This window comes from Parvibaculum sp. (genome assembly GCF_039973015.1).
GTDB lineage: Bacteria > Pseudomonadota > Alphaproteobacteria > Parvibaculales > Parvibaculaceae > Parvibaculum.
In genome coordinates this window covers 1-16,010 of record NZ_JBDWLT010000011.1, presented here as the reverse complement: position 1 = coordinate 16,010, position 16,010 = coordinate 1, and the positions used below count along the sequence as shown (strand labels likewise).

The following is a 16,010-nucleotide window of genomic DNA, read 5'->3' as shown; positions in this document are numbered from 1 at the left end:
GAAAACGTCGCGCCGCCCGTCTCGGCAAGCACCTTCGTGATCGCAGCCGTCAGAGACGTCTTGCCGTGGTCAACGTGACCAATCGTTCCGATGTTGCAGTGCGGCTTGTTCCGCTCAAACTTTTCTTTGGCCATGGGCGCTCCATTCCTCTGGAACTAACTTCGATTAACGGATCAGGCGAGCTTCGCCCGGACTTCATCGGATACCGCCTGCGGCACCTGCTCGTAGTGGTCGAACTGCATCGTGTACTGGGCACGGCCCTGGCTCATCGAACGCAGCGTATTCACGTAGCCGAACATGTTGGCGAGCGGGACCATGGCATGGATCACCTGCGCGATGCCGCGCTGTTCCGTACCGCTGATCTGACCGCGACGGCTGTTCAGGTCGCCGATCACGTCGCCCATATACTCTTCCGGCGTCACGACTTCGACATTCATGATCGGCTCGAGGAGCTTCACGCCCGCCTGCTGCGCACCTTCACGGAAGGCTGCGCGGGAAGCAATTTCGAACGCCATCACGCTCGAGTCGACGTCATGGTAGGCACCGTCCATCAGGGTCGCCTTGAAGTCGATCATCGGGAAGCCGGCAAGCGGGCCGCTATCCTTGACGCTCTCGACACCCTTCTGAACACCGGGGATGTATTCCTTCGGCACCGAACCGCCGACGATCTTGCTCTCGAACTGGAAGCCCGTACCCGGCTCGCCCGGCTCGAAAATGATCTTCACGCGCGCAAACTGACCCGAACCACCCGTCTGCTTCTTGTGGGTGTAGTCGATCTCGGCGCGCTTCGTGAGCGTTTCACGGTAGGCCACCTGCGGTGCACCTACATTCGCGTCCACCTTGAACTCGCGGCGCATACGGTCCACGAGAATATCGAGGTGAAGTTCGCCCATGCCCTTGATGACGGTCTGGCCGGACTCTTCGTCCACCGACACGCGGAACGACGGATCTTCCTGTGCGAGGCGGTTGAGCGCGATGCCCATCTTTTCCTGGTCGGCCTTCGTCTTCGGCTCGACCGCGACCTCGATAACCGGCTCGGGGAACTCCATACGTTCCAGAATGATCGGCTTCAGCGGATCGCAGAGCGTGTCGCCCGTCGTGGTGTTCTTCAGGCCCGCCACAGCGACGATATCGCCGGCATAGGCTTCCTTGATGTCTTCGCGATGGTTGGCATGCATCTGAAGCATGCGGCCGATGCGTTCGCGATTTTCCTTCGTCGAATTCAGAACGCTGGCACCCGTCGTAAGAACGCCCGAATAGATACGGCAGAAGGTCAGCGAACCGACAAAAGGATCGTTCATGATCTTGAAGGCGAGAACCGAAAGCGGCTCTTCGTCGGAGGCGCCGCGCGTGTCGGGCTCTTCCGTCTTCGGATCTATGCCCTGCATGCGCTCGACTTCGAGCGGCGAGGGAAGGAAATCCACAACCGCGTCAAGCATGGGCTGCACGCCCTTGTTCTTGAACGCGCTGCCGCAAAGAACCGGCACGAACTTGCGCGTGATGGTGCCCTTGCGGATGAGCTTCTTGAGGGTCGCCTCGTCGGGCTCATTGCCCTCGAGATACGCCTCCATAACATCGTCGTCCATCTCGACCGCGAGTTCGACGAGCTTGGCGCGATATTCCTCGGCCTGTTCCCTCATGTCGTCGCGAATGTCGCGATATTCGAACTCGGCACCGAGGGACTCGTCCAGCCAAACGATTTCCTTCATCAGAACGAGATCGATGAGACCTTCGAACTCAGCTTCCGAACCAATCGGAAGCTGAACCACCAGCGGCACCGCACCGAGACGCGTCACGATCATGTCGACGCAGCGATAGAAGTTCGCACCCATGCGGTCCATCTTGTTGACGAAGCACATGCGCGGAACGCGGTACTTGTCAGCCTGACGCCACACAGTTTCGGACTGCGGCTCCACACCGGCAACAGAGTCGAAAACCGTCACGGCACCGTCTAGCACACGAAGCGAGCGCTCGACTTCAATCGTGAAGTCCACGTGGCCGGGCGTATCGATGATGTTGATACGCTTGTCTTTCCAGAAGCAGGTCGTCGCAGCCGAGGTGATCGTGATGCCACGCTCCTGCTCCTGCTCCATCCAGTCCATGGTGGCAGCGCCGTCGTGAACTTCACCGATTTTGTGGCTCACGCCCGTATAAAACAGGATGCGCTCGGTCGTCGTCGTCTTACCGGCATCGATGTGAGCCATGATGCCGATATTGCGGTAATCTTCGAGCTTCGTTTTGCGTGACATGACAGTCTGCCTTTGGGGGTCTTGAACGCTTTACCAGCGATAGTGCGAGAAGGCGCGGTTGGCTTCGGCCATACGATGCGTGTCTTCACGCTTCTTGACGGCAGAGCCACGGTTGTTCGCCGCATCGAGCAACTCGCCCGAAAGGCGCCCCACCATCGTGGTCTCGTTACGAGCGCGGGCTGCCGTGATGATCCAGCGGATCGCAAGAGCCTTGCGGCGCTCCGGACGCACCTCGACGGGCACCTGGTAGGTGGCACCGCCAACGCGGCGCGAGCGCACTTCAAGCGCAGGCATCACGTTTTCAAGAGCTTCGTGGAACGTACGCAGCGGATCGACACTGGCCTTCTGCTGCATCTGGTCGAACGCGCCATAGATGATGCTTTCGGCGGCGGACTTCTTGCCGTGATACATCAGGCTGTTCATGAACTTCGCGAGAACCACGTCGCCATATTTGGCGTCCGGAAGAACTTCTCGCTTTTCTGCGCGGTGGCGGCGGGACATATCTCTGTTCCTTACTTCGGACGCTTCGCGCCGTATTTCGAACGGCGCTGACGGCGATCTTTCACACCCTGCGTATCGAGCACACCACGAACGATGTGGTAGCGCACGCCGGGAAGGTCCTTCACGCGGCCGCCGCGGATAAGCACGACGGAATGCTCCTGAAGGTTGTGGCCTTCACCCGGAATGTAGCTCGTCACTTCGAACTGGTTGGTCAGCCGCACACGGGCGACCTTACGCAGAGCGGAGTTCGGCTTTTTCGGGGTCGTCGTATAGACGCGGGTGCACACGCCACGCTTCTGCGGGCAGGCCTGCATGGCCGGTACTTTATTACGCTTCACCAGCGGCTTGCGCGGCTTGCGGATGAGTTGGTTGACGGTGGGCATTCGCCTGCTCGATCCTGTCTGTCCAAACAAAAAGACGCCGCGCCGCCCCCGGACCATGTCCGATATAGGCTGCGCGCGCTTGGAGACACGAAACCCTTAAGGGGTCTTGTGTCCACTTGCAGAGGATTCCCGGCTTTGCCGCCCGGAATCTTGCGCCATTCCTCGTATTCTGTTTACCGGCCCCAGTGTCTAGATCCGACCAAAAGGCCCGCCCTATCAAGGGCTTGGTGGCCAGCGGTCCGTGAAGCTCTACTACCTGGAGCGAAAGTGAGCGGAACCTACTCGGGGGCCCACGAGTCGTCAACCCCGCATCGCCCAAATCCCCCGGAAAATCGGGAATTGGAGGACTTTCGCGCCTGCAACAGGCAGCCACCCGGCCAAAGCACCTCCCGAAGTGCTCGATGAGCCCCTTCCTCGGGATAAAACCGCTGGAATCGCGGCAGTCATGGCCTGCCCTGATTCCCGCATATCCGGGCTCTGCCCCGAACAAAACAGGCCGCCCCCTTTGGGAGCGGCCTGTTCATATCACTTATATATTTAGTTCGCCTCAGGCGGAACCTTCGGCAGCCTCGGACACTTCAGGTTCCGGCGAGGAAGCCTCAACCGTAACGCCACCTTGATCCTCAAGGATCTGCTCGTCGCGACGCTGGGCTTCGCCCCGGATCCGCTGGAGCATGCCGCCCGTACCCGCCGGGATGAGCCGGCCGACGATGACGTTTTCCTTGAGACCGATGAGCTGGTCCACCTTGCCGGACACAGCCGCCTCGGTGAGCACACGGGTCGTCTCCTGGAAGGAAGCCGCCGAGATAAAGGACCGCGTCTGCAAGCTCGCTTTGGTGATACCGAGCAGAACCGGGCTCGCAACGGCAGGGGCCTTGCCCTGCTCCACGAGCTTCGCATTCATGTCGTCGAACTCCGAACGGTCCATCTGTTCGCCCGGAAGCGTGATGGATTCGCCGGGGTTCGTAACCTCAACCTTTTGCAGCATGTTGCGGACGATCACCTCGATATGCTTGTCGTTAATCGACACGCCCTGCAGGCGATAGACGTCCTGAACCTCGTTCACGAGATAGGCCGCCAGCTCCTCGACACCCGAAATCGCAAGAATGTCATGCGGTGCGGGATGGCCATCGAGAATGAATTCGCCCTTCTCGATCACGTCGCCTTCCTGAACGCCGATATGCTTGCCCTTCGGGATCAGATACTCGATCGGCTCCATGCTCTCGTCAACCGGGTGCACGATGATGCGGCGCTTGTTCTTGTAGTCGCGCCCGAATTCAACGCGGCCCGTCGCTTCGGCGATGATCGCATGATCCTTCGGACGGCGCGCTTCGAAGAGCTCCGCCACGCGCGGCAAACCGCCCGTGATATCGCGCGTCTTGGCGCCTTCGGTCGGGATACGTGCCAGCACGTCACCGGCATGAACCGTCGCATTGTTCTCAACCGACAGGATGGCGTCGACCGAGAGCAGATAGCGCGCTTCGTTACCGTTGGAGAGCTTCAGGATATTGCCGTCGGCGTCCTTGAGGATAACCGCAGGCCGCAAATCGCTGCCGCGCGGAGACGCACGCCAGTCCACCACGACGCGGCTGGAGATACCCGTCGCCTCGTCCGCCACTTCGCGGATCGACACGCCGTCGACCAGATCCTCGAACTCCACCGTACCGTTCACTTCCGTAAGGATCGGCATGGTGTAGGGATCCCACTCCGCGATGCGCTGGCCGCGGTTGATGGTTTCTCCCTCGTCCACACGCAGACGCGAACCATAGGTGAGCTTGTGCGCGGCACGTTCGGTGCCGTGCTCGTCAAGCACCTGAACCTGCACGTTGCGGCCCATGACGACGAGAACGCCGTTCGAGTCCTTCACCACGTTGCGGTTAACGATCTTCACCGTGCCCGTGTGGTTGGATTCGATGTAGGAGTTATCCGCCACCTGCGCCGTACCGCCGATATGGAAGGTACGCATGGTGAGCTGTGTGCCCGGCTCGCCGATCGACTGAGCGGCGATGACACCGACCGCCTCACCCATGTTGACGGGCGTACCGCGCGCGAGGTCACGGCCATAACAGGCACCGCAAACGCCGTTCGCAGCTTCGCATGTCAGCACCGAGCGAATCTTGATCGCCTGAAGGTTCGCCTCCTCGATGAGGTCGACATCCGCCTCGTCGATCAGGTGGTTCTTCGGAACGATCACATCGCCCGTCGCGGGGTTCAACACGTCTTCAGCCGTGGTGCGGCCGAGAACGCGCGTGCCCAGCGAAACGATGACGTCACCGGCTTCGATCACGGCCTGAACCGTGATGCCGCCATCCGTGCCGCAATCTTCTTCGGTGATGATCGAGTCCTGCGCCACGTCGACGAGACGGCGGGTGAGATATCCCGAGTTCGCCGTCTTGAGCGCCGTATCGGCAAGACCTTTACGCGCACCGTGAGTCGAGTTGAAGTACTCGAGAACGGTGAGGCCTTCCTTGAAGTTCGAGATGATCGGCGTCTCGATGATTTCGCCCGACGGCTTGGCCATAAGGCCGCGCATACCGGCAAGCTGCTTCATCTGGGCGGGCGAACCACGCGCACCCGAGTGAGCCATCATGTAGATCGAGTTGATCTGCTTCTCGCGCTTCGTTTCCTCGTCCACCTGAACGGCCGAGATCTTCTGCATCATCACGTCGGCAACGCGATCGGTGCACTTCGCCCAGGCGTCAACAACCTTGTTGTACTTCTCGCCCTGCGTGATGAGCCCGTCGATGTACTGCTGCTCGTATTCGGTCGCGAGCGTCTGCGTCTCTTCGACGAGCTTCGCCTTCTCTTCGGGAATGACCATGTCGTCCTTGCCGAAGGAAATACCGGCACGGAACGCCTGACGGAAACCGAGCGCCATGATCTGGTCGCAGAAGATGACCGTCTCCTTCTGACCGCAGTGGCGATAAACCACGTCGATCATCTTGGAGATGTCGCGCTTCGTGAGCAGCGTGTTCACGAGATCGAAGGGCACATTCGGGTGCTTCGGCAGAAGTTCGCCCACCAGCATGCGGCCCGGCGTCGTGTCGACGACCTGTGTGAAGTCGTTGCCGTCGGCATCCTTCGTCGTGTAGCGCGCCTTGATCTTGGCGTGCAGCGTCACGGCCTTGGAGTTGAGCGCGTGCTCGATCTCGGGAATGCTCGAGAAAATCATCCCCTCGCCCGGCTCGTTATCCTTCTCGATGGTCACGTAATAGAGACCGAGAACGATGTCCTGAGACGGAACGATGATCGGCGAGCCGTTGGCCGGATGCAGGATGTTGTTCGTCGACATCATCAGTACACGGGCTTCAAGCTGAGCTTCAAGCGACAGCGGCACGTGAACAGCCATCTGGTCGCCGTCGAAGTCAGCGTTGAAAGCGGCGCAGACGAGCGGGTGAAGCTGAATGGCCTTGCCCTCGATCAGCACCGGCTCGAAAGCCTGAATGCCAAGACGATGAAGCGTCGGCGCTCGGTTCAGCAGGATCGGATGCTCGCGGATCACCTGTTCGAGGATTTCCCAGACTTCCGGGCGTTCCTTTTCGACCAGCTTCTTCGCCTGCTTCACCGTGGCGGAAAGGCCCTTGGCCTCCAGACGCGAATAGATGAACGGCTTGAAGAGTTCGAGCGCCATCTTCTTCGGCAGGCCGCACTGGTGGAGCTTCAGCTCCGGGCCCACGACGATGACCGAACGTCCCGAATAGTCGACGCGCTTGCCGAGCAGGTTCTGACGGAAACGGCCCTGCTTGCCCTTCAGCATATCGGCAAGCGACTTCAGCGGACGCTTGTTCGCGCCCGTGATGACGCGGCCGCGGCGGCCGTTATCGAACAGAGCGTCGACCGACTCCTGCAACATGCGCTTCTCGTTGCGGATGATGATGTCCGGCGCGCGGAGCTCCATCAGACGCTTCAGGCGGTTGTTACGGTTGATAACGCGGCGATAAAGATCGTTCAGATCCGACGTCGCGAATCGGCCGCCATCGAGCGGAACCAGCGGGCGAAGCTCCGGCGGGATGACCGGAATCTGCGTCATGATCATCCATTCGGGACGATTGCCGGATTCCATGAATGCTTCGATGAGCTTGAGGCGCTTCGCAAGCTTCTTCGGCTTCAGCTCCGAGGTCGACTCGGCGATTTCCACGCGAAGGTCCGCCGCGATCTTCTCCAGATCGAGCGCCATCATCAGTTCACGGATCGCCTCCGCGCCGATACCGGCGGTGAAGCTGTCTTCGCCATACTGGTCCTGTGCATCGATGAACTCTTCTTCCGTCAGGAGCTGGCGCTCCTTGAGGGAAGTGAGACCGGGCTCGAGCACGATGTAGTTCTCGAAATAGAGAACGCGCTCGAGGTCTTTCAAGGTCATGTCCATCAGAAGGCCGATACGCGACGGCAGCGACTTCAGGAACCAGATATGGGCGACGGGCGCTGCGAGTTCGATATGACCCATGCGCTCGCGCCGGACCTTCGAAAGCGTTACTTCAACGCCGCACTTTTCGCAGATAATGCCCTTGTACTTCATCCGCTTGTACTTGCCGCACAAGCATTCATAGTCCTTGATCGGACCGAAGATACGCGCGCAGAAAAGACCGTCCCGCTCCGGCTTGAACGTACGGTAGTTGATCGTTTCCGGCTTCTTGATCTCGCCATAAGACCAGGAAAGGATCCGCTCCGGGCTCGCAATCGAAATCTTGATTTGATCGAAGGTCTGCGTGGGCGCCGTCGGATTGAAAAGATTCATGACCTCTTGGTTCATGGACTTCTCCTGAGCTCGGCCTCAAAGCCAACGGGGAAAGATATGTGCGTCCGGTGGGGCCTTCCGTCCGCGTACCCCGTATATCGAATATCGATTGCCACCTGTTGAAGGTAGCTGCGATGCGCCCCGCAATGGGCGCATCGCCAGTTTTTCGTCAGCTCGCCGAAGGAGTCATCAGCTCGACATTAAGGCCGAGCGAACGCATTTCCTTCACGAGCACATTGAAGCTTTCCGGAATGCCGGCTTCGAACGTGTCGTCGCCGCGGACAATGGCTTCGTAGACCTTCGTACGGCCTGCAACGTCGTCCGACTTCACCGTCAGCATTTCCTGCAGCGTGTAGGCGGCGCCATAGGCTTCAAGCGCCCACACTTCCATTTCGCCGAAGCGCTGACCGCCAAACTGCGCCTTGCCGCCCAGCGGCTGCTGGGTAACGAGCGAGTACGGGCCAATGGAGCGTGCGTGGATCTTGTCGTCGACAAGGTGATGCAGCTTCAGCATGTAGATGTAGCCAACCGTGACCTTGCGGTCGAAGGCCTCACCCGTCCGTCCGTCATGGAGGGTGACCTGCCCGGAATGATCGAGCCCGGCCAGTTCCAGCATCTCCACGATTTCCGGTTCGCGGGCACCGTCGAAGACGGGCGTTGCGATCGGCACACCATTGGTCAGGTTTCCGGCCATCTCAACAAGCTGTTCGTCGTCGAGCGAGGCAACCGTCTCGTCGTCGCCGTAGATCTGATGAACGAGGCCCTTCAGATCTTCCATCTTGTTTTCACGGCGATAGGATTCCAGCGCCGTGTTGATCTTCTTGCCGAGGCCCGCGCAGGCCCAGCCGAGATGGGTTTCCAGAATCTGACCGACATTCATCCGGCTCGGCACACCGAGCGGATTGAGCACGATGTCGACCGGCTGACCGTCGTCGAGATAGGGCATGTCTTCCATCGGCACGATGCGGCTGATGACACCCTTGTTGCCGTGACGGCCGGCCATCTTGTCGCCGGTCTGCAGCTTGCGCTTCACGGCCACGAAGACCTTGACCATCTTCATGACGCCGGGCGGCAGTTCGTCGCCACGCTGAAGCTTGTCGACCTTGTCGGCAAAGCGCGCTTCGAGGCGCTCCTTGCTTTCGTCGTACTGCTTCTTCAGCGCTTCGATTTCGGCCTGCGCCTTCTCGTTGGTCAGCGCAATCTGCCACCACTGGCCGTTGCTAAGCTCGTCGAGATTGGCCTGGGTGACCTTGCTCTCGCCTTCGATAGCCTTGGGGCCGGATGCGATCTGCTTGCCGAGAAGGATTTCAGCGAGACGGCCATAGACGTTGCGGTCGAGAATACCGAATTCGTCGTCGCGGTCTTTTGCGAGACGCTCGATTTCCTCGCGCTCGATCGCCATCGCGCGCTCGTCCTTGTCGATGCCGTGGCGGTTGAACACACGCACCTCGACAACCGTACCGGTAACGCCCGGCGGCAGACGAAGCGACGTGTCGCGCACGTCCGAAGCCTTTTCACCGAAGATCGCACGGAGGAGCTTCTCTTCCGGCGTCATCGGGCTCTCACCTTTCGGCGTAATCTTGCCGACAAGGATGTCACCCGGGTTCACTTCGGCGCCGATATAGACGATGCCGGCTTCGTCGAGGTTCTTGAGGGCTTCTTCACCGACATTCGGAATGTCGCGCGTGATTTCCTCCGGTCCGAGCTTTGTGTCGCGCGCCATCACTTCGAACTCTTCGATGTGAATGGAGGTGAACACGTCATCGCGCACGATGCGCTCGGAAATGAGGATGGAGTCCTCGAAGTTGTAGCCATTCCAGGGCATGAACGCGACGAGCACGTTGCGGCCGAGCGCGAGATCGCCGAGTTCGGTCGAAGGACCGTCCGCGATGATATCGCCCTTGCTCACGATGTCGCCCACACGCACCAGCGGCCGCTGGTTGATGCAGGTGTTCTGGTTCGAGCGCTGGAACTTGCGCAGGTTGTAGATGTCCACGCCCGACTTGGAGCTGTCGACTTCATCCGTCGCACGGATAACGATACGCGTCGCATCCACCTGATCGACGACACCCGTACGGCGGGCGCCGATCGCAGCACCAGAGTCACGCGCCACAACTTCTTCCATGCCGGTGCCGACGAGCGGCGCCTCGGAACGGATAAGCGGAACGGCCTGACGCTGCATGTTCGAGCCCATGAGAGCGCGGTTCGCGTCGTCGTTTTCCAGGAACGGAATGAGCGCCGCAGCGACAGACACGATCTGCTTCGGCGACACGTCGACGAAATCGACCTGATCCGGCGGCACCATCTCGAAATCGCCATCGATACGGCAGTTCACGAGTTCGCCCTGAATCTCGCCCTTCGGGTTCACTTCCACATTCGCCTGCGCGATGCGGTAGCGGCTTTCTTCCATGGCCGAGAGATAAACGACATCCTCGTCGAACTTGCCGCCCTTCACGCGCCGGTACGGGCTTTCGATAAAGCCATACTTGTTGACGCGGGCAAAGGTCGCCAGCGAGTTGATGAGGCCGATGTTCGGACCTTCCGGCGTTTCGATCGGGCAGATACGGCCGTAATGCGTCGGATGCACGTCGCGCACCTCGAAGCCGGCGCGTTCACGCGTCAGACCGCCAGGTCCAAGCGCCGAAAGACGGCGCTTGTGCGTGATCTCGGACAGCGGGTTCGTTTGGTCCATGAACTGCGAGAGCTGCGAGGAACCGAAGAACTCGCGCACGGCGGCAGCCGCCGGCTTCGCATTGATCAGGTCGTGCGGCATGACCGTGTCGATATCGACGGAGGACATGCGTTCCTTGATCGCGCGCTCCATGCGCAGCAGGCCGACGCGGTACTGGTTCTCCATGAGTTCGCCGACCGAACGCACACGGCGATTGCCGAGATTGTCGATGTCGTCGATCTCGCCCTTGCCGTCGCGCAGACCCACCAGCGTCTTGATGACCGCGAGTATGTCTTCCTTGCGGAGCACACGCACCGTGTCCTCGGCATCGAGGTCCAGACGCATGTTCATCTTCACGCGGCCAACCGCGGAAAGGTCGTAGCGTTCGCTATCGAAGAACAGGCTGCGGAACAGCGCATCCGCGGTGTCCGGCGTCGGCGGCTCACCAGGGCGCATCACACGATAGATATCGATCAGCGCCTGCTCGCGATTGGTGCACTTGTCGACCGCAAGCGTGTTGCGGATGAAGGCACCCGTATTCACATGGTCGATGTCGAGCGTGACGATCTCGTCATGCCCTGCCTCGACAAGCTGCTCCAGCAGCTCCGGCGTGATCTCGTCGCCGGCTTCGGCGAAGATTTCGCCGGTTTCCATGTTGACGATTTCCTGCGCGAGGTAGCGGCCGTGAAGATCCTCGTCCTGCACGAGCAGTTCCTTGAGGCCCTCTTCGGCAAGCTTCTTGGCAAGCCGCGGCGTGACCTTGCGGCCCGCTTCCACCACGGCCTTCCCGCTCTTCGCGTCGATGAGATCGCGCTCCGGCTTCGCGCCGCGATAGCGTTCCGCATCGAACGGCACACGCCAGCCCTGCTTCACCTTGGTGAAGGAGACGCTGTTGTAGAACGTGCTGAGGATTTCTTCGGAGTCGAGGCCGAGCGCATAGAGAAGCGTCGTCACCGGCAGTTTGCGGCGGCGGTCGATACGGACGAACACGATGTCCTTCGCGTCGAACTCGAAATCGAGCCAGGAGCCGCGATAGGGAATGACGCGCGCCGCAAAGAGCAGCTTTCCGCTCGAATGGGTCTTGCCCTTGTCGTGATCGAAGAAGACGCCCGGGCTGCGATGCATCTGCGAAACGATGACGCGCTCGGTGCCGTTGATCACGAAGGTGCCGTTCTCGGTCATGAGCGGCATATCGCCCATGTAGACGTCCTGCTCCTTGATGTCCTTGACGGACTTCGCGCCGGAGTCTTCATCGACTTCGAATACGATCAGGCGCAGCGTCACCTTGAGCGGCGCGGCGAATGTCATGCCGCGCTGCTGGCATTCCTCAACGTCGTACTTCGGCGTCTCGAATTCGTAATTCACGAATTCAAGCGTCGAGGTCTCGGAGAAATCGCTGATCGGGAAAACCGACTTGAAGACGGAATAGAGCCCCTGCTCTTCACGTCCGCCGTCCGGCTCCTCAACCTGCAGGAACTGGTCGTATGAATATTTCTGAACCTCAATAAGATTCGGCATCTCCGCAATCTGCGGGATATGCCCGAAGACCTTACGAACCCGCTTTCGACCAGTGAAGGACTGCGTCATATGTGCTCCTCGCAACGCTCTGCATTAGAACGGCGGCCGGGCTTTCAGTCGGAAAAAGGGGCAGCCCGGTCTCAGGCCCGTATTTTCCGTGGGGGGCGCCGCGCTCACCCGGCGCAGCGCATCGGCCGGAACGAAAGGCATGAGCCCGCCGTTCCGGCCTTTATCGCAGTTGGCGAACTTACTTGAGTTCGACCTTGGCGCCGGCCTTCTCGAGCTGCGCCTTGAGCTTTTCGGCTTCGTCCTTGGACGCGCCTTCCTTGACGGTCTTCGGAGCGCCTTCGACCAGGTCCTTGGCTTCCTTGAGGCCAAGACCCGTGATCGCACGGACTTCCTTGATCACTTCGATCTTCTTCTCGCCAGCGGCAGCGAGAACGACTTCGAACTCGGTCTGCTCTTCGGCAGCGGCGGCAGGCGCACCGCCAGCAGCAGCAACGGCCACCGGAGCGGCGGCGGAGACGCCCCACTTTTCTTCGAGCATCTTGGAAAGCTCAGCCGCCTCGAGGACGGTCAGGTTCGAAAGGTCTTCAACGATTTTTGCGAGATCGGTCATTTCTATGTCTCTCTGATACAGGTTCGGTTGGATATCGGTTCACCGCAGCGGTCAGGCTGCTTCGCTCTTGGTGGCATAGGCATTCAGCACACGCGCAAGCTGGCCAGCCGGCGCCTGCAGCACACCCGCGATGCGGGTAGCAGGCGTCTGGACCATGCCCACGATCTTCGCGCGCAGTTCATCGAGCGACGGCAGGTCAGCAAGCTGCTTCACTGCGGATGCGTCGAGAACCGTCTCACCCATCGCGCCGCCCAGGATCACCAGCTTCTGGTTTTCCTTGGCGAACTCGATTGCAATCTTGGGCGCTGCAACCGGGTCATCGGAATAGGCGATCGCCGTCGGCCCCGTGAAGAGATCACCGATCTCGTTCATCGGAGTGCCATCGAGAGCGAGCTTCGCCAGCCGGTTCTTCGTCACCTTGAACGACGCACCGGCCTTGGCCATCCGCGAACGCAGATCAGACATCTGGTTCACGGTGAGGCCGCTGTAGTGGGCGACGACAACGACACCGGCGTTCGAGAAAACGCCGTTGAGATGCGTCACGAGCTCTGATTTTTCAGCTCTGTCCACTTGCTCTCTCCGTTGTGTACGAAACCCTCGTACACTTGGGGGCGGCTTTGGATGGGCATCGCCCGTCCTTTTCCGCCATTGGCATTTGCCGCTCGCTCGTCTCGCAGGGCGTGCAAGCCCTGCAAACCGCATTGAGCGGCGCTCACTTGCCTGTCCCGGGTTCCAACCGATCCCCCGGAACCCAAAGTTCCGTGAAACCGTTCAACTCCCGTCTATTGCCGGCCACCCTCTTCTGGCGATCAAGCCTTGGCCCCTGAAGACCTCGGCACCTGCAGTCTCGGACAGGTAAACGGACGATGGCGCGGCCACCCCGGTTTGCACCGGAGTGGCTGCACGTCCCGTCCGTTCCTACCGCCCGCAACCCCGGAAGGCCGCGAACGGAAACTTGCTAGGCGCTTACGCGCCAGCCGCAACGCTCTGCGGCTCCACCTTCACGCCAGGGCCCATGGTCGAGCTGATGGCGATCCGCTTGATATATGTACCCTTGGCGCCAGCCGGCTTCGCCTTCTGCACCGCGTCGATCAGCGCACGGACATTGCCGAGAATCTGATCTTCGCTGAAGCTCGCCTTGCCGACACCGGCATGAACGATGCCTGCCTTTTCGACACGGAACTCGACGGCACCGCCCTTCGCGGCCTTCACCGCTTCGGCGACATCCGGCGTCACCGTGCCAACCTTCGGGTTCGGCATCAGGCCGCGCGGGCCCAGCACCTTACCGAGACGGCCGACCAGCGGCATCATGTCCGGCGTTGCAATGCAACGGTCGAAGTCGATCTTGCCGCTCTGGATGATCTCCGCGAGATCTTCCGCACCGACAATATCCGCGCCCGCCGCCTTCGCAGCATCCGCCTTGTCGCCCTTCGCGAAAACCGCGACGCGAACCGAGCGGCCCGAGCCGTTCGGCAGCGCGACGACGCCGCGCACCATCTGGTCCGCATGGCGCGGATCGACACCGAGCGCGATCGCAACTTCGATCGTCTCGTCGAACTTCGCGCTCGCGCGTTCCTTGATCATCTTCACCGCATCATCGAGACCATAGGTCTTCTTGCGGTCGACGCCCTCACGGGCCTTTTCAATACGCTTGCCTGCTTTGCTAGCCATCGCGCTCACTCCACCACCTGAAGGCCCATGGAACGGGCGGAACCTGCAATGATCTTCGTCGCCTGATCGAGATCGTTGGCGTTCAGATCGACGAACTTCTGTTCGGCAATTTCGCGGCACTGCGCGAGCGTTACCGTCCCGGCTGAATCACGTCCCGGCGCCTTGGAGCCGGACTTGATCTTCGCCGCCTTCTTCAGAAAGTAGGTGGCAGGCGGCGTCTTCATCGCGAAAGTGAAGGAACGGTCCGAGAAGGCCGTAATCACGACCGGGATCGGCATACCCTGTTCCATCTTCTGCGTGGCGGCATTGAACGCCTTGCAGAATTCCATGATGTTGAGACCGCGCTGGCCAAGCGCCGGGCCGATCGGGGGCGAGGGATTCGCCGCGCCGGCCGGCACCTGCAATTTGATGTAGCCTTCGATTTTCTTCGCCATGTCTTTCCCCTGCCGGGCTTCGCCGGCGCTTTGGGTTAGTGGTCAACGGCGCATCGGAAACCGGAGTTTCTTCCGCGCCTCCCACAAGTTTGCGGGAGAAGGAAAAGCCCTAGAGCTTCTCCACCTGCCCGTATTCCAGTTCGACCGGGGTCGCCCGGCCAAAAATCGACACGGCCACCTTGAGCCGCGCCTTCTCCTCGTCGACTTCCTCGACGAAACCATTGAACGAAGCGAACGGACCGTCGGCCACGCGCACCTGCTCTCCGATCTCGAAAGTGATCGAGGGCTTCGGCCGCTCCACGCCTTCCTGCACCTGATGCAGGATGCGGTCGACTTCCGCCTGGCTGATCGGCTGCGGCTTGTTGTCCGCGCCGAGAAAGCCGGTCACTTTCGGCGTATTCTTGACGAGGTGATAAGCCTCGTCCGTCATGTCCATCTTCGCCAGCACATAGCCCGGGAAGAACTTGCGTTCCGCATTGATCTTGCGGCCACGACGCACCTCGACGACCTCTTCGGTCGGCACGAGGATTTCGTCGAACTGGTCCGCGAGACCCTGCTGCTCCGCCTGCTCACGCAGAGAATCCGCGACCTTCTTTTCGAAGTTCGAATAGGCGTGAATGATGTACCAGCGCTTAGCCATGTTTCTTTCTGACGGGCTTTAGCCCCTTGATCTCAGTTGCCGCCGAAGCCGAGCACGAGCGAAACGATATAGCTCAGCGCCGTGTCGGCCAGGAAGAAGAACACCATCGCAAGCGCCACCATGATGAAAACCATCACCGTGGTGATGATCGTCTCGCGGCGCGTCGGCCAGGTTACCTTCGACGCTTCGGAGCGGACCTGCTGGAGGAACTGGAGCGGATTTGTCTTTGCCATTTCTGTCTTCAAATGCCTTTTCGACTGTCCGCCCTCGTCGTTCCATCCGGCCGGGCTCGCCGTCTGACCGAGGTTTCGGCCCCCGGCCCTGCCGTTCCACCCTTCAGGCGGTGGCAGGAGTGGAGGGGCTCGAACCCCCAACCCCCGGTTTTGGAGACCGGTGCTCTACCAGTTGAGCTACACTCCTAAAGACAGCCGCCGAAGCGGCAGCCTTCTTACTTCAACACCTTCGAGACGACGCCGGCGCCGACGGTACGACCGCCTTCACGGATGGCGAAGCGCAGCTTCTCTTCCATCGCGATCGGCGCGATCAGCGTCACGTTCATCTTCACGTTGTCGCCCGGCATCACCATTTC

Annotated in this window: 12 protein-coding genes, 1 tRNA gene and 1 pseudogene; all 14 read right to left on the bottom strand. The window is 60.5% G+C overall.

What is annotated here, in order from left to right:
• Positions 1 to 134: GTP-binding protein (locus ABJO61_RS14450; RefSeq protein ID WP_348329176.1), on the bottom strand; the 134-nt coding region annotated here is incomplete at its 3' end.
• A 39-nt stretch (positions 135 to 173) separates the two neighbouring features.
• Positions 174 to 2,249 (bottom strand): elongation factor G, encoded by a 2,076-nt coding sequence (fusA, locus tag ABJO61_RS14445; RefSeq protein WP_348329291.1) that lies wholly within the window; start codon positions 2,247 to 2,249, stop codon positions 174 to 176.
• Positions 2,250 to 2,279: 30 nt separating this feature from the next.
• On the bottom strand, positions 2,280 to 2,750 hold the full coding sequence (rpsG, locus tag ABJO61_RS14440) for a 30S ribosomal protein S7 (RefSeq protein ID WP_348329288.1): 471 nt from the start codon (positions 2,748 to 2,750) through the stop codon (positions 2,280 to 2,282).
• A gap of 11 nt (positions 2,751 to 2,761) precedes the next feature.
• A complete protein-coding gene (rpsL, locus tag ABJO61_RS14435; protein WP_293208311.1) occupies positions 2,762 to 3,133 on the bottom strand; it encodes a 30S ribosomal protein S12 in 372 nt (123 codons plus the stop codon).
• 547 nt (positions 3,134 to 3,680) lie between these two features.
• Positions 3,681 to 7,883, bottom strand: a complete 4,203-nt coding sequence (rpoC, locus tag ABJO61_RS14430) for a DNA-directed RNA polymerase subunit beta' (RefSeq protein ID WP_348329285.1) — start codon at positions 7,881 to 7,883, stop codon at positions 3,681 to 3,683.
• A gap of 154 nt (positions 7,884 to 8,037) precedes the next feature.
• On the bottom strand, positions 8,038 to 12,126 hold the full coding sequence (gene rpoB / locus ABJO61_RS14425; RefSeq protein WP_348329282.1) for a DNA-directed RNA polymerase subunit beta: 4,089 nt from the start codon (positions 12,124 to 12,126) through the stop codon (positions 8,038 to 8,040).
• A 178-nt stretch (positions 12,127 to 12,304) separates the two neighbouring features.
• Positions 12,305 to 12,676, bottom strand: a complete 372-nt coding sequence (gene rplL, locus ABJO61_RS14420; protein WP_348329279.1) for a 50S ribosomal protein L7/L12 — start codon at positions 12,674 to 12,676, stop codon at positions 12,305 to 12,307.
• A 51-nt stretch (positions 12,677 to 12,727) separates the two neighbouring features.
• Entirely contained in the window at positions 12,728 to 13,246 is a 519-nt protein-coding gene (gene rplJ / locus ABJO61_RS14415; protein WP_348329276.1) for a 50S ribosomal protein L10, read from the bottom strand.
• Positions 13,247 to 13,642: 396 nt separating this feature from the next.
• Positions 13,643 to 14,347: a 50S ribosomal protein L1 gene (rplA, locus tag ABJO61_RS14410; RefSeq protein WP_348329273.1), complete on the bottom strand. Its 705-nt coding sequence runs from the start codon at positions 14,345 to 14,347 to the stop codon at positions 13,643 to 13,645.
• Positions 14,348 to 14,352: 5 nt separating this feature from the next.
• A complete protein-coding gene (gene rplK / locus ABJO61_RS14405; RefSeq protein ID WP_348329270.1) occupies positions 14,353 to 14,781 on the bottom strand; it encodes a 50S ribosomal protein L11 in 429 nt (142 codons plus the stop codon).
• 109 nt (positions 14,782 to 14,890) lie between these two features.
• Positions 14,891 to 15,421 carry a transcription termination/antitermination protein NusG gene (nusG, locus tag ABJO61_RS14400; protein WP_348329267.1) on the bottom strand — a complete coding sequence of 177 codons (531 nt, stop codon included), beginning with the start codon at positions 15,419 to 15,421 and terminating at the stop codon, positions 14,891 to 14,893.
• Positions 15,422 to 15,453: 32 nt separating this feature from the next.
• The gene (secE, locus tag ABJO61_RS14395; RefSeq protein ID WP_293332438.1) at positions 15,454 to 15,654 is read right to left on the bottom strand and encodes a preprotein translocase subunit SecE; all 201 of its coding nucleotides are present in this window, start codon (positions 15,652 to 15,654) and stop codon (positions 15,454 to 15,456) included.
• 111 nt (positions 15,655 to 15,765) lie between these two features.
• Positions 15,766 to 15,841: transfer RNA gene (locus ABJO61_RS14390), tRNA-Trp, on the bottom strand.
• A gap of 28 nt (positions 15,842 to 15,869) precedes the next feature.
• Positions 15,870 to 16,010: pseudogene (gene tuf / locus ABJO61_RS14385) on the bottom strand (elongation factor Tu); the annotation flags it as partial.

Excerpts from the sequence above, each read along its gene's own strand:
- fusA (WP_348329291.1), bottom strand. The coding sequence starts at position 2,249 with ATGTCACGCAAAACGAAGCTCGAAGATTACCGCAATATCGGCATCATG.
- rpsG (WP_348329288.1), bottom strand. The coding sequence starts at position 2,750 with ATGTCCCGCCGCCACCGCGCAGAAAAGCGAGAAGTTCTTCCGGACGCC.
- rpsL (WP_293208311.1), bottom strand. The coding sequence starts at position 3,133 with ATGCCCACCGTCAACCAACTCATCCGCAAGCCGCGCAAGCCGCTGGTG.
- rpoC (WP_348329285.1), bottom strand. The coding sequence starts at position 7,883 with ATGAACCAAGAGGTCATGAATCTTTTCAATCCGACGGCGCCCACGCAG.
- rpoB (WP_348329282.1), bottom strand. The coding sequence starts at position 12,126 with ATGACGCAGTCCTTCACTGGTCGAAAGCGGGTTCGTAAGGTCTTCGGG.
- rplL (WP_348329279.1), bottom strand. The coding sequence starts at position 12,676 with ATGACCGATCTCGCAAAAATCGTTGAAGACCTTTCGAACCTGACCGTC.
- rplA (WP_348329273.1), bottom strand. The coding sequence starts at position 14,347 with ATGGCTAGCAAAGCAGGCAAGCGTATTGAAAAGGCCCGTGAGGGCGTC.
- rplK (WP_348329270.1), bottom strand. The coding sequence starts at position 14,781 with ATGGCGAAGAAAATCGAAGGCTACATCAAATTGCAGGTGCCGGCCGGC.
- nusG (WP_348329267.1), bottom strand. The coding sequence starts at position 15,421 with ATGGCTAAGCGCTGGTACATCATTCACGCCTATTCGAACTTCGAAAAG.
- secE (WP_293332438.1), bottom strand. The coding sequence starts at position 15,654 with ATGGCAAAGACAAATCCGCTCCAGTTCCTCCAGCAGGTCCGCTCCGAA.